This is a genomic window from Paenibacillus zeirhizosphaerae (genome assembly GCF_030705605.1).
GTDB classification, from domain to species: domain Bacteria; phylum Bacillota; class Bacilli; order Paenibacillales; family Paenibacillaceae; genus Paenibacillus; species Paenibacillus zeirhizosphaerae.
On sequence record NZ_JAPCKK010000034.1, the window covers coordinates 38,027 to 58,551 of the forward strand.

Consider the following 20,525-nt stretch of genomic DNA (forward strand, 5'->3'; position numbering starts at 1 on the left):
GTTATCGGAGTCAGGCAGGACGCACGGCTCCTGACTGCCCAGCCATTTCATTTATAATGGCATAGGCCGCCTGCTTCCCTTGCTCTGCCGCAGACACAACCATCGCTTCCCCCTGGCCTGCACCGAAAATAATATCCCCGGCGGCATAGACCTTGGGATTGGATGTGCGGCGCGTGACAGGATCAATCTCAACGACACCCCGTGCATGCTGAAGACCCAGCATATCGATCAAGCCCGTTCTCCGCTGCTGGCCAATGGCCGATATGACCACGTCCACCGCAATCCGATGCAGCGAATCCGCAACCGGAGCAGGCACAGGTCTACCGTCTTTTCCGCGCTCCCCGGTCAGCTCCATTCTGACGCACTCCAGCGAAGCAACCCTGCCCGCATCATCCCCGATAATCCGGGCAGGGGACGTCAGCCATTCAAATTCAACCCCCTCTTGCTTGGCGAACCGGTACTCAAAATTGTAAGCCGTCATTTCCTCCTTGGTTCGGCGGTACACGATTTTGACATTCCCGGCCCCCAGCCTCATCGCAGTGGTCGCCGCATCAATCGCTGTATTGCCAGCACCGATCACCGCCACCCGTTTGCCCGCAAAGCTACAAGGCGGCACTCCCTCCTTGGTGCTCTCCACCAGCTCTATGGCATCATACACACCCTCCAGTTGCTCGCCTTCCAGCCCAAGTGGCGGCACATAACCCATGCCGGCAGCCAGCACCACCGCATCATACTCCGCCAGCAGCCGGTCTGCGGCAATATCGCGCCCGACCTTGGTCCCGGTGCGGATATTCACGCCAAGCTCCTTCACCTGCTCGACCTCCCACAGCGATATCTGCTGCGGAAGCCGGAAGGATACGATGCCATAGGTGTTCAGTCCGCCCGCAAACGGCCGCTCCTCGTACACTGTAACTTCATATCCGCCCCGGGCCAGCTCCCTTGCCGCCGACAGCCCCGCCGGACCGCCGCCGATAACCGCCACCCGGATTCCAGTGGGAGCCCCCGGCTTAAACATCCGCCGCCCGTCTGCCATAGCCCAGTCTGTGGCGTAACGCTGAAGCAGGCCAATCGCGATCGGCTCCGACGTGGCGTTCAGCACACATGCTCCTTCGCACAGCTCTTCCGTTGGGCATACTCTTGCACAGCTCGCCCCGACGGGATTCGATTCCATAATGGTATGGGCCGCTCCAGCCAAATTGCCTGTTGCGATACGCTTGATAAAAGACGGAATGTTAATGCCCGTCGGGCAAGCCTGAATACAAGGAGCGTCATAGCAATATAAGCAGCGGTTGGACTCCTCCATTGCTCCTCTTGCGGTCAGTCCCGGCATTTCTGCAAAATTGCGGCTGAATGGATCCATGCGTTCACGCCTCCTTCAATGATGAGTGTGCTTCCATGCCCGGATGCTGCGAAGCAGCTCTGCCGCAGAGCACAAGCGCCGTCCTATACAGCAGCTCTGTCCCAGCGGCAATATCACCCGGACTGGAGTATTCCGCTGGATTGTGGCTGATGCCGTCCTTGCTGCGGACGAAAATCATACCGTAATCACAGTAGCGGGACATTTCCATCGCATCATGAAACGGCCCGCTCATCAGCTTGGGCGTATCCTTCAGCCCTATGCCGTCCGCCGCTTCGCTGATGACGTTCATGATCCGCTCCGCGCAGTAGCGGGGGTCGCTTACTGTATCTTCCCGAATTTCATAGGTGAGTCCGTTCTCCTCGGCCGCCTCGGCAATCAGCGCCCGCAGCTCGGCTTCCAGGCGGTCCCGCCGCTCCTTGTCAATATCCCGCAAATCCACGGTGAACTGAACCCACTCAGGAATGATGTTGCGCGAATCCGGAAATACCTGCAAGGAGCCGACAGTTCCAACCGTAGGCGCTCCCTCTTCCCGGGAAGCCAGCTCCTTCAGCCCCGTAATGACCCTGGCCGCCCCGACCAGCGCATCACAGCGCATCGACATGGGCACAGAGCCGGCATGCCCCGCGAATCCGCTCATCGTCACCGTCCACCAGATCGGACCCGAGATACCTGTGACGATACCTACCGGACGATCCATCGCCTCCAGCACTGGCCCCTGCTCAATGTGAAGCTCCAGATAGGCTCCGACAGCGCCGGGCTTGTATTCACTTTCCGCGAAGGCATCCGGGCTGCCCCCGAAGGCCAGAAGCGCCTCTCGGCGGGTTACACCATTCCGGTCCGTCCGTTCAAGCTCTCCTTCCTCCAACCTGCCGAGCATCCCCCGCACGCCGAACAGCCCTTTATTGAACCTGCACCCTTCTTCGTCGCAGAACGACACCACTTCCACAGGAACAGCCGGCACAAACCCGGTTTCCCGAAATCGCTGCACCGTTTCAATAGCGCCGATCACGCCGATAATGCCGTCAAACCTGCCGGCATAAGGCTGGGTATCAATATGCGAACCCAGCATGACAGCAGGGGCAAGCGGATCAGAGCCTTCCAGCCTGCCGATCAGGTTGCCGAAGGCATCGATCCGCGTTGTCAGCCCCGCTTCCTTCATCCAGCCCTCCACCACCAACACCGCCTCGCGGTCTTCCGGCGACAATGCGAGGCGGCATACCCCTGTCTCGCTGATTTTTCCGATCTGAGCCAAAGCATCGATGCGCTGCAGAATCCGTTCACTGCGGATAGTAATCTCCATGCTGTCCCTCCTGTTCTCAAGTTATGATAAATGACATGAATATAATCCGAATGATGACATAATTGTTTAACAGACAAGAAGTTCGGGCGTTATTTTCTAGCCAGCTCGCTTCTCCCGATACTCAATGAAATTTTTATTCCTATTATCAGTCAAATATACTAACATGATATAATCCAACTATAATACCGAAGCTGACCCTGCGCATTAGACAATCTGTAAAAAAACCTCTTATTTTTATTGCAAGATGAGTACGCGCTTGATCTGCAAGACCTGGTTAATGATACGGAAAGCGGGGTGCCGATCTTGGAACGGGGATATTTATGCACGGTTGAGGAAGCGATACAAAGGCCCATTTTCCGCGAGGCGCGCGTCGTCGCAGGCTTCGGCGGACTGGCAAGGCCGATCCGGTGGGTTCACATTTTGGAAACCTGTGATTTTGACACACTGATTCATGGCGGCGAAATGATTCTGACGACCGGGATGGGTATGCAGCAGGAAGGAAGCTCTCCCATCGCCTTTCTCGACAGTCTGATTCAGCGGCGTGCAGCCTGCCTCTGTATTGAGCTAGGCTCGCGGTTGGACTCCATTCCGGAGGACATGCAAGGGCATGCCGATCTGCACAACTTCCCCTTGATTGTATTTGCCAAGACCATCCGTTTTGTAGACATTACGCTGGATCTGCATTCCCTGCTCGTACATCTGCACCATAAGCAACTGCAGGAATCGGAGGTAATCTCCCGCGAATTTCAGCGGCTGACCCTGATGCCGCAAAGCACGCACAAAGTGCTGCAACTGCTGCATGAAAGCGTGGGCCGTCCCATTGTATACGCACCCGCCGAGGGCAGAGTGATCTGCTGCCCGCCCGTTGACCAAGCTCAGTTGCAGCAATGGATGGGCGTTATCCCTTCACAAGAGGAGCTCCATAACCCATCTGAGGATAGATCCGTCGAGACCGTATCCATCGTCCAGATTGCCCCGCCCTCGGTACAAAATCCGAGAGAGCTTACATGGGCCGCCGTCAAGCCCGTTGGGGCGTTGGGACAGGTGTGGGCTCACCTCGCCATCATTGGCGTGAATCAGCCGCTGCCGCACGAAACCAGGCTGCTGGATTCCGCCTCACTTGCCATCTCCCAGGAACTGCTCCGCTCCCGCACGATGGAGGAACGGACGCTGTTCGCCAGAAGCTCGTGGCTGGAAGATCTTCTGCAGGGCAATCCGCCGGATGAACGGCAGTTGAAGCGGCTGATCGGCCCGGAGTTCGAGATGCTCCATAGGCAGCCTTACCGGGTCTGCCTGCTTGAGCTGGATGACGAACCGCTCCCTAACAGCCCTTCCGGCACGCCTGAACTCCACCTGAACCGGGATTATGAAGCGGACGGACTTCACCTGTCCCTTGTCGTGCGTTCGGTCCTTGAACGAGTTCATTTCCATCCCGTGATCAGTATCAGCCACAGCAAGCTGGCCGTTCTTGTGTTTGACCTGCAGTCCCACAGCGCTCCATCCAAGGAAAGATTGGAGTTAGCGCTGCTCTCCCTGCAGAAGCAGCGGCCTGGCGAGCGGCTGAAGCCTCTGAGCCTGACCGCTGGGATCAGCCGCCCGCATGAACATCTGCAGGAAGCCCCCTCTGCCTGCCAGGAAGCCATGCAGGCTCTGACGCTGTATACGTGCTATCGCCAACCCGTTCTGTTCTACGAAGACCTCGGCGTTTTCCAGCTTCTCCTGAATCTGAATGACGGCACCACGCTGCAAACCTTTGTCCAAACCTATCTGGGGCCGATCATCAGCTATGACGAAGCCAAAGGCAGCGAATTGCTGCTCACACTGCGCGTCTATCTGGATCATGACGGCGCCAAGCAAATCGCTGCGCGCAAGCTGTTCATCGTGAGACAATCCCTATATTACCGTCTCGAAAAAATAACGGAGCTGCTCGGCAAGGATTTCATGCAGCCGGAGAACCGGATTTCCATCCAGGTGGCCCTCCGCGCCTATCAACTGCTCTATCCCGACAAGCCGCAAAACCCGCGAAGGCCCTCTTCCGCTCAGGGGTGAGTGCCGCTCAGCCGGTGTATTCCTGCATCACCTTCGTCAGTGTAGTGAGGATAAATTCAAGATCCTCGTCCGTCGAGGACAGCGGCGGCGCCAAGGTCAGCACATTATTGTACCCGGCAACCGTATCCCCGTTTTTCCCGATAATCAGGCCGGCTTTTTTGCAGCGACTAATCATTTCCGTCATCACGGCAAGCGGAGCCGGCTGCTTGCTTGCTTTATCCTCAACCAGCTCTATGCCCGCCATGAAGCCGAAGCCCCGGATATCACCGACGAGCGGATGCTCCGCCAGGCCGGCGAGTCCGGCCATCAGCCGCTCACCCAGCACCCGCGAACGCTCCACCAACTGCTCCTGCTCCATAATCTCCAGGTTGCGCAGGGCCAGTGCACAGGCGGCCGGATTGCCTCCGAAGGTGTTGACGTGGCGGAAATGCCCGTACAGATCCTCGTCCTTGAACGCGTCATAAATGTCCTTGCGGACCGCCGTGGCTGAGAGCGGAAGATAACCGCTCGTCAGTCCCTTGGCCATCGTGACCATATCCGGCTTAATGCCGAAATTTTGATGCCCGAACTTCCTGCCCGAGCGGCCAAAGCCGCAGATGACCTCATCGATGATAAGCAGAACACCGTGCCTGGTGCAGATGTCGCGGACCATTTCCACGTACACAGGCTCGGGCACGATAATGCCGCCGCCCGTAATGACCGGCTCCATGATGACAGCGGCCACCGTTTCCGCGCCTTCCCAGATGATCGTATCCTCAATAGCCTGCGCACACTGCTCATTAAACGCCGTCAGACTAAGCCCTGCCGGGCGGCGGTACCCGTCCGGCGGACGGACATGAAGAAAGCCGGACCCGAGCGGTTCATATTTATATTTGCGCTGCGCCTGACCTGTCGCCGAGAGCGCACCGAGCGAGCTGCCGTGATAACCCCGGTAACGCGAAATAAACTTGTAACGGTGGTGCTGGCCGATCTGCTGCTGGTATTGGCGGGATATTTTGAACGCCGCTTCATTGGCCTCGGAGCCGCTGTTGGAGAAGAAGATCACATACTCCCCTTCCAGCCATTCGTTCAGCTTCTCCGCAAGACGTATGGCCGGGAGATGGCTTTGGGTCAGTGGAAAATAAGACAGCTCCGCAAGCTGCTCATAAGCCGCCTGCGCCAGCTCCAAACGACCATAGCCCGCATTGACGCACCACATGCCGGACATGGCGTCCAAATACCGATTTCCTTCCATATCCGTCACCCAGGACCCAGAGCCCTTCACTCCAATCATCGGCTTATGGTTCTTGCTGTACGGCAAAATATTATGCCAGAGATAACGCCGGTCCTTCTCAACCGCCTGCTGCGCTTCATTCGCCTCGTTCGATTCATTCGATTCATTCGTGAGCTCTATCAACAGTGTTCTCCCCCTTCACAAGCTCGCCAGCTCCCCGTAGGTCTCAGGCCGGCGGTCACGGTAAAACTGCCAGCTCTCCCGCACCTCGCGGATCATTTTTTTATCCATTTCAGCGATCACAACCTCCGTCCGATCCCGGCTCCCGATCGCCACGAAATTGCCGCGCGGGTCCACCAGATAGGACTGGCCGTAAAATTCGCCCATATTCCACGGCGCCTCAAGCCCAACACGGTTGATCGCCGCCACATAATACCCGTTCGCCACCGCGTGCGCCGGCTGCTCCAGCTTCCACAGGTACTCCGACGTTCCTGCTACCGTTGCCGAGGGATTGAACACAATTTCAGCTCCATTCAGCCCGAGCATGCGCGCCCCCTCCGGAAAATGACGGTCGTAACAAATGTAGACGCCGAGCTTGGCGTAAGCCGTATCAAATACGGGGTATCCCATATTACCCGGCTTGAAGTAATACTTTTCCCAGAAGCCCGTACCGCCCTCGCCCGCCCCTACATGCGGGATATGATGCTTGCGGTATTTGCCGAGATACGAACCGTCTGCGTCAATGACGGCGGCCGTATTATAGTAGGTGGCGATCCCCTCCCGCTCATAGATCGGAAGCACAATCACCACTCCCAGCTCTGCTGCCAGCTCCCGGAACCGCATGACGGTCGGCCCGTCAGGGATCGGCTCTGCGGCGTCATACCATTTCAGGGTCTGCTCGGCACAGAAATAAGGCCCGTAAAAGATCTCCTGCAGGCAGACGATCTGCGCACCTCGCTGCTTCGCCTCCCGCACCAGCTCGACATGCCGCTCAACCGCCGCTTCCTTATGAGCCTCGACCGACTCATCCCCATGAAGGGGATGCTCGGCCTGAATCAGGCCGATGACCACTTTATCCATCCTTCTCCCTCCTCGCTACTAGACTAGCACTCTACTGCTTGGCGGCCATCTCCAGAATTTCCGTCGTATAGGCGTTCTTCAGGTCCGCCGGCTGTGTAATAACGCCAAACTGATGCGCAATATCCGCCGTCTGCTTGAACATATCCGCGTCAATTCGGCCGATGTCGGCCTTATCCATTCCTTCAGGCAAAATCAGCTTTGCCACTTCCTCCAGCATTTTGAGCTGGTGATCTCGTGATGTGCTGCCGTCCTCCGTCTGCTTCATCACCATATCCACCGCTTCCTCGGGGTTGTCGATAGCATACTGCCAGCCCTTCAGGGAAGCGCGGACGAACTTTGCAGCCGTCTCCTTGTTCGCCTCCAGCCAATCCCGGTTGGCGAACAGGTTATCCTCCAGCATCGCCACCCCTTCCTCATTCATATCGATCACATTCAGATCGGAAGCGGGGATCCCCTGCTCCAGCACAATCTGGTATTCGTTGTAGGTCATGGCCGAGGCGGCATCCATTTCCCCGGACAGCAGTTGATCCATAGTGAAGCCCTGCTTCGTAAACTCCAGATCTGTATTCGGGTCAAGACCATACTTATCGAACAAAGCCAGCACCTCAAATTCATTGCCTCCCATCCAGTTGCCGACCTTCTTGCCCTTCAAGGCGGCAGCCGTATCTATACCAGCCTCCTTCTTGGATACCAGCACCAGACCGCTCTTCTGGAACACCTGTGCGATTTCAACAAGGGGCAGCCCCTGCTCCTGGTGAGCCAACAGGCTGGCTACCCAGTCCACCCCGATCGTGGCGGCCCCGTTCGCCACCTGCTGCTCCGGCACGATGTCCGGCCCGCCGGGGATGATATCCACCGCCAGCCCTTCTTCTTCATAGAAACCCTGCTCCTGAGCCACAAAATAACCCGCAAACTGCGCCTGCGGCACCCATTTGAGCTGCAGCCGCACTTCCGCAACAGCCCCGCCGCCGTCCGTGCCTTCCGCCGCCCCTTCTTCCCCTGCGCTCTCTCCACTGCCGCAGCCTGCCAGAACCGATACAAGCAGCAGAACCATGGCCGCAGCCAGTGAACCGCGTGCGTATTTACGTTTGTTCTTCATCGGTTTCCCCCCTTTAAATAGCTCTCTATCCATGGAATACACAGCGGCATGCTTCACTTCAGCCGCGCTGCGACGGATGCCAGCGGATACATACCTTTTCCAGCCTGTCGGCCAGCAGGTAGAAGAGCATGCCCGCAGCAGCGGCAGCCACGATACAGGACCAGCCTAAGGGCATTTTCGCCACCTTAATTGAGTTGGAGAGCAGATACCCCAGGCCTTTGGACGAATAAAAGAATTCTCCGACAATCGCCCCGATCATGGCAGCCGTGGTGTTCACCTTGATGGCAGCGAAAACATAGGGTAAGCAGCTCTGCAGCCTCACGTACCGGAATACCGCCCATTTCCCGGCCGCATTGGCCTTCATGAGATCAAGCAGCAACGGATCTACCGCATTCATGCCTTTATGAGCATTCACGGCCATAGCCGCCATCGTGGTCACAGCAACGATGGCGATGCGCGAGCCAATCCCGTCGCCAAACCACAGATTCATCATCGGAGCCAAGGCTACAATCGGCACCGCATTCAGAGCGGCGGTAAGCAAAACGCCGCCGCCTCCCCATTTCGGCCAGACTGTCGCAACAAGCGCAATGATAAAACCCAGAGCCGAACCCGCCAGCATGCCGAGCAGAGCCTCTGCTAATGTATAGACGGTGTAATCGAGCAGCAGCGAGGCGTTCTCCCACACCGCTCCCAGGATGGCAGAGGGCAGCGGAAGCTGGTAGGTCCGCAATCGAAACAAGCTGTGCAATGCACCGGCCTGCCAGAGCCCAATCACCACGACTCCCGCCAGCAATGGTACAAGCGTTCTCAGGAGAGCTTCCAGCCGTTTCCGTGCCCCGGAGCCGGAAGCTTCCGTGCCGAAACGCCCACGCCCCGGTGAATCCATCTGATCCAAATTTGCGGATGCAGCCCTTTCAGCACCCGGACGAACGGCGATCAAGGAAGGCTCGGGCAGAGAGTTATTCTTCATTCCTTCTCACCTCCACGGCTGCGGAATTCCGGCTGCCACGGGGCCACTGCCCGTTCAATCAGACCAATCAGCAGATAGCTCATAATGCCGAGCAGGGCGCTGAAGATGACAGTGCACCAGAACATGTAGACATGGGAGGAGCCATAATACAGGTTACGCAGCATCAGGACGCCGATGCCATGCCGTGCCCCCATCAGCTCGACAAGAATAGCCCCGGTGACCGCGAGCGGTGCGGCAATCTTCAGTCCGCTGAACAGAGCAGGCAGCGAGGCCGGCAGACGAAGCCTCCAATATATCTGCCACGGCTTGGCGGCGCAGGATGCCATTAGCTCAAGCTGGGAGAGAGATACACTGCGCAGCCCGCGCAGCATATTGATGGCCACAGGGAAGAAGGTAATATATCCGGAGATCAGTACGCGGGCAATCTCTTCGTCGCGCACGATGCCGTATATAATGGGCGCAAGCCCCAGCACGGGGATCATTTGCGAAGCGACGGCATAGGGAAGAGCGGCGTATTCCATCCATCTGGACAGGCTCATCAGCAGCGCCAGCACAACCCCCGCAGCAGCGCCCAGCACGAAGCCCATTCCCGCGTTGACCCATGTTACGGCACCTTCCTGCAGCAATGTGCCGCGATAAGTTATAAATGTGGAAGCCAGCTCATGAAGATAAGGCAGCTTGGATTGAGCTAGCGGAACCTGGAGCAGATGAAGCAGCATCCACGACAGTGCTTCCCACAGCATGAGCAGGAGCAGCACCCACAGCAGCAGCGGCAGCATTTTCGAGCGTATCAGTACAGCCCTTCCCTTCATAGCGACTCTCCTCCTTCAAACTGCTCCCTGATATGGGTAATCAGCTCGAAAAAAGCGGGCTGACTGCGCATTTCAGACGTGCGCGGGCGAGACAGCGGAATATCCACCACCGCCGACAGCCTGCCGGGATGGGGAGACAGCACGAACACCTTGTCAGACAGAAAGACCGCCTCTGCAATGCTGTGCGTGACAAATACCACCGTATTACCCACCTGCGCCCAGATGTTCAGCAGCTCTTCATTTAGCCGTTCACGAGAGAATTCATCCAGTGCGGAGAAGGGTTCATCCATCAGCAAAATTTCAGGCTCGATCGACAGCGCCCGCGCAATCGCCACACGCTGCTGCATGCCACCGCTGAGCTGCCACGGGTACTTGTTCCCAAAATCGTGAAGTCCGACCAGTTCAAGCAGCTCATCAGCTTTTCGCATACGCTCCACCTTACCGACCTTCATCATTTCCAAGGGAAGAGCGACATTGTCCCGCACCTTGCGCCAGTCATACAGAACCGGACTTTGAAACACGATGCCGTACTTATGCGCCAATCTCGCGGCACCCGCGCTTCCGCCCGCAACCTTCACCTCCCCCGCTGTCGGCTGCAGCAGATCGGCCATCAGGCGCAGCAGCGTCGTTTTTCCGCATCCCGACGGTCCAAGCAGAGAGACAAATTCTCCTTTTGCAATACTCAGACTCACCTGCTGCAGCGCCAGCACATCGCCATGCTCCACCCTGTACCGCATAGTCACTTCATTCATCACAATTTCCAGTTGAGTTCCCGTCACATTCATGGTATTTTACCTCCCCTCTCTACCGGCTTATGTGTATTTTATTTACATTCTACAGACACTATGGCTGCTGTTCATTAGACAACAAGTCAAAAAACCACCCCTAACCCCTAAGTCAAACTGTCCATTATGCCACAAAGAGTAAGGAATGGATCAGGAGTTAAAGAAAGACGCAACTCCCCCTCGTCACCCCACTCAAAATCTGATACGATAAACATGTTTTTACCTGTCAAATCATCGGGAGGCATGTCCATTGAACTACAATATTGCCAGAAAAAGTCAGTTGGATACCAGAGAGCTGATGCTGCTGGAATCCGAAGTGAAGGCACAAGGCAAAAATATGGTCGTCGCTTATGTACTTTGGTATTTCCTAGGCATGTTTGGGGGACACCGATTTTACATGAAGAGAACCGGAAGCGCAGTTGCACAACTGATTCTTTCGATCACCCTGGTCGGAATGATTGTCACCTCCATCTGGTGGATTGTAGATGCGTTCCTCCTGCACACTTGGGTTAAAGATCATAACGATAAAGTAGAGGATCGGCTGATCCATGAGATCACATCCAGAAGATCCTTTGAAAACAACGTGGTATTCTGATGAAGCTGACCAAAGACCAGTTAACCGTCAATGAAATGCTGATTTTGAATTCGGCCATGCGGGATACGGAAAAATCGCTGGCTCTCGCCTACATCATGCTAATCGGCGGCCATTTGGGAGTACACCGTTTTTATCTGAAACGGATTGCCACGGCTGTTGCGCAGTTGATTCTGTTCATTCTGGCATTTATTTTTTACATCGTGTTCTCTGTTACAGTGGAAGTAGAAGGCGGGCCGTTCATGATGCTGTCAGGAATCCTCCTGGTACTGTTCGGCGGGGCGCTGACGGTGTGGGTGATCGTGGATCTGTTCCTGATGCCCCGTATGGTGCGTGAATGGAATCAGCGTATAGAGGATGAGATTATCACTCAAATTTACCAGCTACGCCTGACGAACAAACCTCATATATAAAATGATGAAAGCTGTCCATCCGAGAAGACTCTGACGGACAGTTTTTTTGTCGTCTGCGGGGGCACTCACCGACATATGCTCATAGAAGAACATGTTTTGAAAGAAGGGCGGAAATTTATGGGTCGTTACATCGCGGTAGAGCCGAATGTCAAAGTGTTTGTTGAAGATATAGGGGCGGGGCCTCCTGTGCTTATGCTGCACGGCTGGCCGCTGAATCATCGGATGTATGAATATCAAAGCTCCCAGCTTCCAACTCACGGGTTTCGCTGCATTTTGCCGGATATGAGGGGTTTCGGATTGTCAGATCATCCATGGCACGGTTATCATTATGATCGTCTGGCAGATGATGTGCTTACGATCATTCGTACGCTCGGCCTGCAGAGGGTTAGGCTCGTCGGCTTTTCCATTGGCGGAGCCATTGCGATCCGGTATATGAACCATCATCAAGGATACGGTATATCACAGCTCATATTGCTGGATGCTGCCGCCCCCTCCCTAACCCGCAGACCAGACTTCCCCTATGGTTTGCTTCCCTCGGATGTTACGAAGCTGATTGAGCAGACCTACCAGGATAGACCACAAATGCTGTATGATTTCGGTCAGCGCTTTTTCGCCAGCCAGATCAGCCCGAGCTTCAGAGAATGGACGCAAAGCCTTGGGCTGCAAGCTTCATTGCATGGCACTACCGCAGCCGCTCGTACCTTCAGGGATGAGGATTTGCGTCCGGATCTTCCCCATATTCAGAAGCCAACCTGGATTTTGCATGGAGTGCTGGATCAAGTCGCTCTCTTCCCGTTAGCACTCCAGTTACAGCAGGGCATTCGCGGGTCACAGCTAGTCCGCTTCGAACAGAGTGGTCATGCGGTCTTTTATGATGAACTGGAGTTGTTCAACCGCACGCTGCTGCAAATTTTGCAGGATCCTGATGCCTCTTAGCCTGCATCACATAAGAAAAAGCACCGGCCTTGGGCCGGTGCCTTGATAAAAAAATGGCTGTAAACTCAACTGTTCTTGCTTGGGGCGAAGCTGTTGTTGACAAGTATGACAAGCTTTTTCTCGCTTTTCTCCATCACGGAACCGCATAGAGAGCAGGTCGGCTGAGTGGAGAATGCAAAGTTATCTCTCATCCAGCCTTTACACGTTTCACTGGTGCAAGACCAAATTGTAGTGATCTCCTCAGGAGTCTCTTCCATTGGTTTTTTGCGTGAATTGTACATGAACGTCCCCTCTTTTCTCATGAATTGTCAAGCGATATAAAGGTATCTGTCCCTGCCACAATAAGAAACGGCGCATCTCTATAAAAAAAGACCGCCCTTTCGTGGTTGCTGCTCTAAAAGAAAAGCCCCAAACTAAAGTTCGGGGCAGCGTGGCAGAATTACAGTTTTACAACGTTCTCAGCTTGTGGACCACGGTTTCCTTCAACTACGTTGAACTCAACGCGTTGACCTTCGTCCAAAGTTTTGAAGCCGTCGCCTTGGATTGCGCTGAAGTGTACGAATACATCGTTACCGCCTTCAACCTCGATGAAACCAAAGCCTTTCTCTGCGTTAAACCATTTAACTGTTCCTGTTTGCATATGGAAATACCTCCAAATAATTTTTTACATGACTTCTATTTTTGTTCAAAAAATAAAAATTCACATATTGTACAAGGTTATCCTCCCTTAATCTAAAATAATAACCCTCTACAATATGCGAATGCAGGTTAGTATTCCAATAAATTCATTATAGCACATCCAGAATACAATTACCAGCGAAATAACAATTTCTTCATTGCATTTGTGAAAGGGAAAGACACTTACTTCTTTATTCATTCCCGCCTTTGCCGTTTATTATACTTTCTTCAGAAAAATGGCTTCCCACATTTGAAAAGACCGCATACTTTTGAGCCTTTACAAGCCTTGATCAACCTGTTTATAGTATTATGCAGACATGAATTGAATAATGACTTGTTCATCACTAGGGGAGCCTTTCCGGCTGAGACGAAGCTTTCGCTTCGGACCCTTTGAACCTGATCTGGACCATACCAGCGGAGGAAAGTGAGACGAACCGTCCTGCGGCATCCATCGATCTTGTTATGGATCGTATTCGTGAGACCTGTCCGTTTCCTCTGGAAATGGGCGGGTCTTTTGTCTGTATGAGAAAGGGAGGAATCGAGTTATGCGTTTTCTGACTAAAGTGCGTGAGCAAAATCCCCTCATTCACAACATCACCAACATGGTGGTCACAAATTTTACGGCGAATGGGCTGCTGGCGCTGGGAGCTTCGCCTTTTATGGCCGATTCGCATGAGGAAGTAGCCGATATCGCCGCCATGGCCGGGGCCGTTTCGCTGAATATCGGCACTTTAAATCCCCATTCCATTAAGGCCATGACCCTGGCCGGGCAAGCTGCCAATGCACATGGAATTCCCGTCATCCTGGACCCTGTGGGTGCGGGGGCCACGCCTTACCGTACAGCCACCACGCATCGGCTCGTATCCGACGTGCGCCTCACGGCTTTGCGCGGCAACGCCGCCGAGATCGCACACGTTGCCGGGGAGCCGTGGGCGATCAAGGGCGTGGATGCCGGCCAAGGTGCGGGTAATGCCATCCAGCTTGCCAGGCAAGCGGCCCACAAGCTAAGCTGCATCGTCATTGCCACCGGCAAGGAGGACATCGTCACCGACGGAGCCACGACCTTTCTCATTGCCAATGGCGACCCTATTCTCACCAAGGTGACCGGCGCCGGTTGCCTGCTCAGCTCCGTCGTAGCAGCATTCCTTGCCGTAGCGGGCGACCAGCGGCTTGAGGCAGCAGCCGAAGCCGTCTCCTTCTACGGCGTCGCGGCAGAAATCGCAGCAGCCCGGACGAAAGGCCAGGGACCTGGCAGCTTTCAGATCGAGCTCCTGAACCAACTATCTCTGGCGGGTGAAGAACAATTGAACCGGATGTCAGCCATCACGCCCGTACCGGACAGCGCAGGGTGACCGACATGAACATAACTAAAGCATTAACCATCGCAGGCTCTGACAGTAGTGGAGGCGCAGGCATTCAAGCGGATCTCAAAACCTTTCAGGAGCTCGGCGTGTACGGAATGTCTGCGCTTACGGCTGCCACCGCACAGAATACACTTGGTGTGCAGGCGGTCTTCCCGCTCACACCGGAGGCAGTGGGCAGCCAATTGGATTCGATCGGCGCAGACCTCACGCCGGATGCGGTCAAGACCGGCATGCTGTATAGCGCGGAGATCATCGCCGTGACCGCAGACAGGATCGCCCGTTATGGCTGGAGCAAGCTCGTCATCGATCCCGTTATGGTCGCCAAGGGCGGCGCGCCGCTGCTTAAGCCGGACGCGGTGCACACCCTGATCCGGGACCTGCTTCCGCTCGCACGGATCATTACCCCGAACCTGCCGGAGGCGGAAATGCTGACAGGCATGAAGCTGCTCAGAGCCGAAGATATTCGGGAAGCGGCCCGGCGCATCCATGCCATGGGACCGGAGCTGGTCATTATGAAGGGCGGACACGCCAGCGGGGCTGTGGCGAGAGACCTGTTGTATGATGGCGCTGCATTTACCGCATTTGATGGCCCGCGTATTCATACAGTGCATACACATGGCACCGGCTGCACGTACTCCGCAGCGGTCACGGCCGGGCTCGCAAGCGGGCTCGCCGTGACTGAAGCGGTGCGTGTCGCCAAGGACTTTATCCAGGCCGCGATTGAGAACAGCCTTGGCATTGGAGCAGGGCATGGGCCGACCAACCATTTTGCCTACAGGCTTAAAGCTGCAAAGATTGGCGGTGATATGGAATGAACAGCTATTCCGATCAACGTCCCGAACCGGATACAGTACGCAGACAGCTTGCTGTGTATTTCATTATGGGGAGCATCAACTGCCCGGATAGAAGCCCTGTTGCGGTTCTGCGGGAAGCGATCGCTGGCGGGGTCACCCTTTTTCAATTCAGGGAGAAGGGAGCTGGTGCCTTGACCGGGCAAGCTGCTTACGAGCTGGCTCGGGAGCTGCAAGCCGTGTGCCGTGAAGGCGGTGTGCCTTTCATCGTCAATGACGATGTAGATATGGCGGCTGCCCTAGGTGCGGATGGCATCCATGTCGGACAGGAGGACGCGCCGGCTGATTCGCTGCGGGACAGGCTCGGTTATAAAGCCATTGTCGGCGTATCCGCGCATACCCTGGAAGAAGCCGGGCGCGCTATCCGCGACGGAGCCGACTATCTGGGCATTGGCCCCGTGTATCCGACCCGGTCGAAGCACGATGCGCGTACTGTTCAGGGTACACGACTGATCCAAGAGCTGCGCGGTCTCGGAATCGACATTCCGCTTGTCGGCATCGGCGGCATCACCCCCGGGAATGCACCGCCCGTACTTGCCGCCGGAGCGGATGGAGTATCCGTCATCTCCGCCATCTCCGGCGCGGAAGATCCCAGACAAGCGGCTGCGGCCTTGGCCGCTCTGCACGGCTAATCGCGCCGTTCACATAACTCTTTTCGCAAAAACCAAACCGCTCCAGCCGGTCATTTGCACTCAAGGACAGACTGGTGAAAGATTCTTCATCCGTATCCTCCTCTTGCTGCCGGCCCCCGATGGCCGGCGGATGAATCTCCACCTGGCCTGTTCGCTGCTCCCATTGAACCTTAGTTCGGCCCCTTTAAGCCTGCTGGCTGTTTTTTTTAGCCTATTTTAAGCTGCGTTTAAGATTGAAGGGTTACAATACAACATGTAACCGCCCCTTCCAGTCAAAAAGAAGAAGGAGATACTTATGAAGAATTTGAAAAGAATCATTATGTTCAGCACGCTGGCCATTGCCATTTCCATCGGCGAATCCTTGGGCAGCAGCACAGCGTCCGCGAGCACAGCCGTCAAGCCGAAACAGCAGGAAACAAAGGCTGTTAAAGAAGATATTGTTCAGGTACTGGGTCTTTCCTCTGACGAAGAATTATATAATGCATTGTATGACGGTAAAACAATGGCCGATATTGCTAGCGAGAGCGGCGTTGATTTGGATCAGGCCATCCGCCTGCAGGTGGCGGAGCTGACGGCCCAGCTTAATCAGCGGTTTGCTCAAGGCAGCATTACATGGGAGCAATATGCAGCGCAAAAAGCAGAGTTAACTGAAATTGTGACACGGAGTGTCCACGGGATATAAACAGTAAGAAGGCACGGACCTTTAAGGAAAAGGTCCGTGCCTTCTTGCGATTATGGCTCCTGCTTACGACCCGCAATGAAAGTGATATATGAAATAAGGGTTATACCTGCTGCACCTTAATCAGATTCGTATTGCCCGTTTTACCGATCGGCACACCGGCGGACAGCACGATGGTGTCCCCTTTGCAAATATATCCTGTCTCGATGGCATTACGTGTGGCTGTTTCAAACATTTCATCCGTAGTCGTCATTTGGCCTCCCAGAACCGGAATGATACCGGACAACAGGCAGATTTTCGGCAGTACCTCTTGGTGCTGGGTAACGGCAATGATGGGCGCCTCCGGGCGGTACTTGGAAATCATCCGTGCGGTAAAGCCGCTTTCGGTTGCCAGAATAATCGCTTTGGCCTTCAGCTCCAGTGATGAGCTTACAGCGCTTTGGCTGATGATCTCGGTAATATTGGTGACCTGCCCTGCTCTCTTCTTGTTGAACTGCTCCCGATAATCGATAATAGATTCCGCCTGCTTGGCAATGGAAGCCATCGTCTTCACCGACGGAACCGGATATTTACCCGCGGCCGATTCCCCGGACAGCATAACGACGTCTGCGCCCTGAACGACCGCATTAAATACGTCGCTCACCTCTGCCCGAGTCGGACGAGGATTCACCTGCATCGATTCCAGCATATGCGTGGCAACGACAACCGGCTTGCCGGCCAGATTGCACTTGTCGATCATTTCCTTCTGCAGCATTGGCACCGTCTCAATTGGCACCTCGACACCCAGGTCGCCGCGCGCCACCATAATGCCGTCGGAGGCTTCGATAATCGCATCAAGATTCTCCATGCCTTCCTGATTTTCAATCTTGGAGATGATCTGGACATGTCCCGCATGATGGCTTTCCAGAATACGGCGAATCTCCAGAATATCCTCTGCTTTACGCACAAAAGAGGCTGCAATAATCTCCACTTGGTTCTGAATGCCGAACTCGATATGCTTCACATCACGCTCGGTGACACCTGGAAGGGAGGTATGGATGCCCGGCAGGTTTACACCCTTGCGCGGCTTCAGCGTACCGCCACTCACAACCTTGCAGCGGATTTCCGTGCCTTCGACAGCCGATACCGTCAGATCAATAAGGCCGTCATCGATCAGAACGCGGTCTCCTTCGTTGACATCCCGGGTCAAATCCGGATAGTTCACGCCGATACGCTGGGCATCGCCCAGAATTTCTTCCGTCGTCAAAATCAGCTCTTCCCCGGTTTTCAGCACACAGGAGGCCTCCTGCAGCTTGCCAATCCGCACTTCAGGACCCTTGATGTCCATCATAATCGGCACGAACGTCCCCAGCTCAGCCGCCGCTTGACGCACATTTTTCATACGCTGCACATGCTCGTCCAGCTCCCCGTGTGCCATGTTCAAGCGGGCCACCGTCATCCCTGCTTGAATCATCTCCTTCAGCACTGGAACCGAGTCGCTTGCTGGGCCGATGGTACAAATAATTTTTGTTTTCATCATGATGATCTATCTCCTCTGTTTTTTCTTAATTGTAGCGTTTCCATTCCTGTCAGACTATGAAATATAGTATAGTAAATTGACTATAGTACAATCATGGGGAGCGTCGTATGATCATAGTTGCAGATGTACAGCATCATCAGGGGATGGACTGGTACGCAGAGAGCGCTGCATATCCGAACAGTCATGCCCTATGCCTCGTCACTTACGGCAAATGTGTCTATTGGGTGGAAGGACAGAAGGTTATCGTCAACAAGGGCGACATGCTGCTGATTCCGCCCCGGCTGGCCTATTATGGAAAAAGCATACCTACCCTGTTCCACAGCAAGTATGTGATTCTTTTCCATAATTCATGTACCGGTGAAGGGCTGCCGCTGCTGGACCGTTCCAAAATATTGAAGCTGAAGCTGGGCTGCTACGAGCTGGTCCGCGAACGGCTGCGGAGCATTCTTCATCAGTGGGAGGATAAGCCGTCGTATTACAAGCACATGGTGGAAGCGCTGCTGACAGAGGTGTTAATATACATCAACCAGGAATGGGATCGAGGAATCATTGCCGATGACAAGCACAGACATGTGGAGCGGATGAAGCAGTATATCCAGACGCATTATCGGGAAAAGGTGACCAAGGAGGAGCTTGGCGAGGTTATTCAGCGCACACCCAATTATGCAGCCTCCCTGTTCCGCAGTGTCACCAACCAGACGATCAGCGAATATGTGCACAACCGCCGGATGAAGACTGCTATGTATATGCTGACAGAATCGCGGCTTACCGTGCAGGAGGTGTCGGAGTACCTCGGCTACCGGGATGCTACGTATTTTCATCGTATTTTCAAAAAAATGACTGGCGGCTCCCCATCTGACTTCCTGCATGAGCGCTCGCGGATAAAGTAACCATATAGACGTTTTCAGATGCGGGCTTAGCAAAGTCCCTGGTTGACTACATCACCGGGTCCAGACTTGGCTCCTGGGCAACCACATATCCTAGCATATTATTCATGCCTTCATATAAAAAAAGGGTGTCCTCAAAGGCTCTTGACCGGGTACTCTTTTCGTGCGTGGGGAGACGCTCCGAGAACGAAGCATTCCTACAATCACTGTTGACCCTTCGGGCCAAAGGTGAACGCTCCGCTTTTCCGGAATTGCTTCGTCCTCTCCGCTGCTTTTGTGTATCCCCCAACTTAAAAAGAACAACCGGAAATCGCAATCTCTGGTTTAACAAAATTGAAAAGAGGGCCGTCCCTCTTTTATTGAAATTCAATTAAATACAGTAAATTTTTTTGTTGTTCAACAACCTCACGTGGCACACGAGAAGCAACCAAAACACTCGGTCTATTATCCTCATTAAACGTATTGTAAACACTACCAACTACATTAAAATTATTGATCAAAATATAATGGAAAATACTGTTAAACGGTATTGGGATAAAGCCAATCCTCGTGTTGTTCTCTGGATCAATAATCTCTACAGCCTGTTCGTCATGCTCATTTTTATGATCAATTTGTAGCTTAACATCTTTATCGATATCAAGTGGCTTATTCTTATCCTTGGTAACTGACCAACCCGCGACCTCAAAACTAAGTGATAGAATCTCCTTATCACATTTATAAATTGCTGGTTGCTGAAACGATAAGCTGTCGGTTGCTAATTTACCTTTTGTTAATCGCAAGTATTCCCATCCAACATCTTCATCAACGTCAAGTTCATTTTCCTGAAGAAATTTCTTAAATACGGCTCTATTTGAATTAGGTACTCTTCTCTCAAAAATAGAAAACAACTTATTACTGCTGTAGATCTTTTCTTCGTCGCTTAAACCGACAAAAGGGGAAAAGCCCTCTTTTTTTGCCTCGTCAATCAACTCTTTGTTGTATCTAAAAATGTATTTTTCGGGTTGTTTCTCAAGAGTGCCAACCAAATAGTTTTTTTTACTTTGACCCTTCCAATTAAGTAATAACTTGTTTTTAATTCCACTCATGCTGAAAACTCCCTTAATATTAAGTCGCGACGTAGTTTAATGCGGGACGTATGCTTGAACTCGTTTGTATCGTTTTGGGCCCGGATGATGAGGATGATCTTGGTTATGAACTTACCTAAGGATTTTTGCTTAATGATAACCATGTTATGTACGAAGCTGAACCATTTGCCGGGTGCAATCGGTCTGAAAAAAAAGCACAGGCAATGCGTCTGAAGGGGGCT

The 20,525-nt window shown here is 53.9% G+C and carries 21 protein-coding genes and 1 riboswitch; of the genes, 9 read left to right on the forward strand and 12 right to left on the reverse strand.

Annotated features, from left to right (window positions below; all coding sequences use genetic code 11):
- Positions 1–10: 10 nt before the first annotated feature.
- Positions 11–1,360 carry an NAD(P)-dependent oxidoreductase gene (locus tag OIN60_RS21435; protein WP_305756908.1) on the reverse strand — a complete coding sequence of 450 codons (1,350 nt, stop codon included), beginning with the start codon at positions 1,358–1,360 and terminating at the stop codon, positions 11–13.
- A gap of 4 nt (positions 1,361–1,364) precedes the next feature.
- Entirely contained in the window at positions 1,365–2,660 is a 1,296-nt protein-coding gene (locus OIN60_RS21440) for a M20 family metallo-hydrolase (RefSeq protein ID WP_305756909.1), read from the reverse strand.
- A gap of 303 nt (positions 2,661–2,963) precedes the next feature.
- Between OIN60_RS21440 and OIN60_RS21445 the strand changes: the two genes are divergently transcribed.
- Positions 2,964–4,709: a PucR family transcriptional regulator gene (locus OIN60_RS21445; RefSeq protein WP_305756910.1), complete on the forward strand. Its 1,746-nt coding sequence runs from the start codon at positions 2,964–2,966 to the stop codon at positions 4,707–4,709.
- Positions 4,710–4,716: 7 nt separating this feature from the next.
- On the opposite strand, the gene OIN60_RS21450 is transcribed toward OIN60_RS21445, so the two are convergent.
- Genes OIN60_RS21450 through OIN60_RS21475 form a run of 6 tightly spaced genes read right to left on the reverse strand, consistent with a single transcriptional unit; the run spans position 4,717 to position 10,668 of the window.
- Complete coding sequence (locus OIN60_RS21450; RefSeq protein WP_305756911.1) at positions 4,717–6,105, reverse strand: aspartate aminotransferase family protein; 1,389 nt, start codon at positions 6,103–6,105, stop codon at positions 4,717–4,719.
- 15 nt (positions 6,106–6,120) lie between these two features.
- Positions 6,121–7,002, reverse strand: a complete 882-nt coding sequence (locus tag OIN60_RS21455) for a nitrilase-related carbon-nitrogen hydrolase (RefSeq protein ID WP_305756912.1) — start codon at positions 7,000–7,002, stop codon at positions 6,121–6,123.
- A gap of 31 nt (positions 7,003–7,033) precedes the next feature.
- The gene (locus OIN60_RS21460; RefSeq protein ID WP_305756913.1) at positions 7,034–8,101 is read right to left on the reverse strand and encodes an ABC transporter substrate-binding protein; all 1,068 of its coding nucleotides are present in this window, start codon (positions 8,099–8,101) and stop codon (positions 7,034–7,036) included.
- A gap of 58 nt (positions 8,102–8,159) precedes the next feature.
- Positions 8,160–9,071 (reverse strand): ABC transporter permease, encoded by a 912-nt coding sequence (locus tag OIN60_RS21465; RefSeq protein WP_305756914.1) that lies wholly within the window; start codon positions 9,069–9,071, stop codon positions 8,160–8,162.
- Complete coding sequence (locus OIN60_RS21470) at positions 9,068–9,883, reverse strand: ABC transporter permease (RefSeq protein WP_305756915.1); 816 nt, start codon at positions 9,881–9,883, stop codon at positions 9,068–9,070. The genes OIN60_RS21465 and OIN60_RS21470 overlap by 4 nt, the downstream gene beginning before the upstream one ends.
- A complete protein-coding gene (locus OIN60_RS21475) occupies positions 9,880–10,668 on the reverse strand; it encodes an ABC transporter ATP-binding protein (RefSeq protein ID WP_305756916.1) in 789 nt (262 codons plus the stop codon). Before OIN60_RS21475 ends, OIN60_RS21470 begins: the two co-directional genes overlap by 4 nt.
- A 250-nt stretch (positions 10,669–10,918) precedes the next feature.
- Here OIN60_RS21475 and OIN60_RS21480 point away from each other — a divergent pair, with 250 nt between their 5' ends.
- The 3 genes from OIN60_RS21480 (at position 10,919) to OIN60_RS21490 (ending at position 12,609) form a co-directional block, all read left to right on the forward strand.
- Positions 10,919–11,263, forward strand: coding sequence for a TM2 domain-containing protein (locus tag OIN60_RS21480; protein ID WP_305756917.1), 345 nt, complete (start codon positions 10,919–10,921; stop codon positions 11,261–11,263).
- The gene (locus OIN60_RS21485; protein WP_305756918.1) at positions 11,263–11,673 is read left to right on the forward strand and encodes a TM2 domain-containing protein; all 411 of its coding nucleotides are present in this window, start codon (positions 11,263–11,265) and stop codon (positions 11,671–11,673) included. Before OIN60_RS21480 ends, OIN60_RS21485 begins: the two co-directional genes overlap by 1 nt.
- A gap of 117 nt (positions 11,674–11,790) precedes the next feature.
- A complete protein-coding gene (locus OIN60_RS21490) occupies positions 11,791–12,609 on the forward strand; it encodes an alpha/beta fold hydrolase (RefSeq protein WP_305756919.1) in 819 nt (272 codons plus the stop codon).
- Positions 12,610–12,674: 65 nt separating this feature from the next.
- On the opposite strand, the gene OIN60_RS21495 is transcribed toward OIN60_RS21490, so the two are convergent.
- Together OIN60_RS21495 and OIN60_RS21500 are read right to left on the reverse strand one after the other, a co-directional pair.
- Positions 12,675–12,890 carry a cold-shock protein gene (locus OIN60_RS21495; RefSeq protein ID WP_305756920.1) on the reverse strand — a complete coding sequence of 72 codons (216 nt, stop codon included), beginning with the start codon at positions 12,888–12,890 and terminating at the stop codon, positions 12,675–12,677.
- A gap of 158 nt (positions 12,891–13,048) precedes the next feature.
- Entirely contained in the window at positions 13,049–13,249 is a 201-nt protein-coding gene (locus OIN60_RS21500; protein ID WP_017813974.1) for a cold-shock protein, read from the reverse strand.
- Between the two features lie 374 nt (positions 13,250–13,623).
- A riboswitch (TPP riboswitch) is annotated at positions 13,624–13,727 on the forward strand.
- 105 nt (positions 13,728–13,832) lie between these two features.
- On the opposite strand from OIN60_RS21500, the gene thiM reads away from it, so the two are divergent.
- From thiM to OIN60_RS21520, 4 genes are all read left to right on the forward strand, one after another.
- Complete coding sequence (gene thiM, locus OIN60_RS21505; protein WP_305756921.1) at positions 13,833–14,639, forward strand: hydroxyethylthiazole kinase; 807 nt, start codon at positions 13,833–13,835, stop codon at positions 14,637–14,639.
- A gap of 5 nt (positions 14,640–14,644) precedes the next feature.
- Positions 14,645–15,466: a bifunctional hydroxymethylpyrimidine kinase/phosphomethylpyrimidine kinase gene (gene thiD / locus OIN60_RS21510; RefSeq protein ID WP_305756922.1), complete on the forward strand. Its 822-nt coding sequence runs from the start codon at positions 14,645–14,647 to the stop codon at positions 15,464–15,466.
- Positions 15,463–16,134 (forward strand): thiamine phosphate synthase, encoded by a 672-nt coding sequence (gene thiE, locus OIN60_RS21515; protein WP_305756923.1) that lies wholly within the window; start codon positions 15,463–15,465, stop codon positions 16,132–16,134. Before thiD ends, thiE begins: the two co-directional genes overlap by 4 nt.
- A gap of 295 nt (positions 16,135–16,429) precedes the next feature.
- A complete protein-coding gene (locus tag OIN60_RS21520) occupies positions 16,430–16,816 on the forward strand; it encodes a hypothetical protein (protein ID WP_305756924.1) in 387 nt (128 codons plus the stop codon).
- Positions 16,817–16,916: 100 nt separating this feature from the next.
- On the opposite strand, the gene pyk is transcribed toward OIN60_RS21520, so the two are convergent.
- Positions 16,917–18,332, reverse strand: a complete 1,416-nt coding sequence (gene pyk / locus OIN60_RS21525) for a pyruvate kinase (protein WP_305756925.1) — start codon at positions 18,330–18,332, stop codon at positions 16,917–16,919.
- Positions 18,333–18,439: 107 nt separating this feature from the next.
- Here pyk and OIN60_RS21530 point away from each other — a divergent pair, with 107 nt between their 5' ends.
- Positions 18,440–19,222, forward strand: coding sequence for a helix-turn-helix transcriptional regulator (locus OIN60_RS21530; protein WP_305756926.1), 783 nt, complete (start codon positions 18,440–18,442; stop codon positions 19,220–19,222).
- A gap of 353 nt (positions 19,223–19,575) precedes the next feature.
- On the opposite strand, the gene OIN60_RS21535 is transcribed toward OIN60_RS21530, so the two are convergent.
- A complete protein-coding gene (locus tag OIN60_RS21535) occupies positions 19,576–20,304 on the reverse strand; it encodes an HIRAN domain-containing protein (RefSeq protein WP_305756927.1) in 729 nt (242 codons plus the stop codon).
- Positions 20,305–20,525: the final 221 nt, after the last annotated feature.

Excerpts from the sequence above, each read along its gene's own strand:
- OIN60_RS21435 (WP_305756908.1), bottom strand. The coding sequence starts at position 1,360 with ATGGATCCATTCAGCCGCAATTTTGCAGAAATGCCGGGACTGACCGCA.
- OIN60_RS21440 (WP_305756909.1), bottom strand. The coding sequence starts at position 2,660 with ATGGAGATTACTATCCGCAGTGAACGGATTCTGCAGCGCATCGATGCT.
- OIN60_RS21455 (WP_305756912.1), bottom strand. The coding sequence starts at position 7,002 with ATGGATAAAGTGGTCATCGGCCTGATTCAGGCCGAGCATCCCCTTCAT.
- OIN60_RS21460 (WP_305756913.1), bottom strand. The coding sequence starts at position 8,101 with ATGAAGAACAAACGTAAATACGCACGCGGTTCACTGGCTGCGGCCATG.
- OIN60_RS21465 (WP_305756914.1), bottom strand. The coding sequence starts at position 9,071 with ATGAAGAATAACTCTCTGCCCGAGCCTTCCTTGATCGCCGTTCGTCCG.
- OIN60_RS21470 (WP_305756915.1), bottom strand. The coding sequence starts at position 9,883 with ATGAAGGGAAGGGCTGTACTGATACGCTCGAAAATGCTGCCGCTGCTG.
- OIN60_RS21475 (WP_305756916.1), bottom strand. The coding sequence starts at position 10,668 with ATGAATGTGACGGGAACTCAACTGGAAATTGTGATGAATGAAGTGACT.
- OIN60_RS21485 (WP_305756918.1), top strand. The coding sequence starts at position 11,263 with ATGAAGCTGACCAAAGACCAGTTAACCGTCAATGAAATGCTGATTTTG.
- OIN60_RS21490 (WP_305756919.1), top strand. The coding sequence starts at position 11,791 with ATGGGTCGTTACATCGCGGTAGAGCCGAATGTCAAAGTGTTTGTTGAA.
- OIN60_RS21495 (WP_305756920.1), bottom strand. The coding sequence starts at position 12,890 with ATGTACAATTCACGCAAAAAACCAATGGAAGAGACTCCTGAGGAGATC.
- OIN60_RS21500 (WP_017813974.1), bottom strand. The coding sequence starts at position 13,249 with ATGCAAACAGGAACAGTTAAATGGTTTAACGCAGAGAAAGGCTTTGGT.
- thiM (WP_305756921.1), top strand. The coding sequence starts at position 13,833 with ATGCGTTTTCTGACTAAAGTGCGTGAGCAAAATCCCCTCATTCACAAC.
- thiD (WP_305756922.1), top strand. The coding sequence starts at position 14,645 with ATGAACATAACTAAAGCATTAACCATCGCAGGCTCTGACAGTAGTGGA.
- thiE (WP_305756923.1), top strand. The coding sequence starts at position 15,463 with ATGAACAGCTATTCCGATCAACGTCCCGAACCGGATACAGTACGCAGA.
- OIN60_RS21520 (WP_305756924.1), top strand. The coding sequence starts at position 16,430 with ATGAAGAATTTGAAAAGAATCATTATGTTCAGCACGCTGGCCATTGCC.
- pyk (WP_305756925.1), bottom strand. The coding sequence starts at position 18,332 with ATGATGAAAACAAAAATTATTTGTACCATCGGCCCAGCAAGCGACTCG.
- OIN60_RS21530 (WP_305756926.1), top strand. The coding sequence starts at position 18,440 with ATGATCATAGTTGCAGATGTACAGCATCATCAGGGGATGGACTGGTAC.
- OIN60_RS21535 (WP_305756927.1), bottom strand. The coding sequence starts at position 20,304 with ATGAGTGGAATTAAAAACAAGTTATTACTTAATTGGAAGGGTCAAAGT.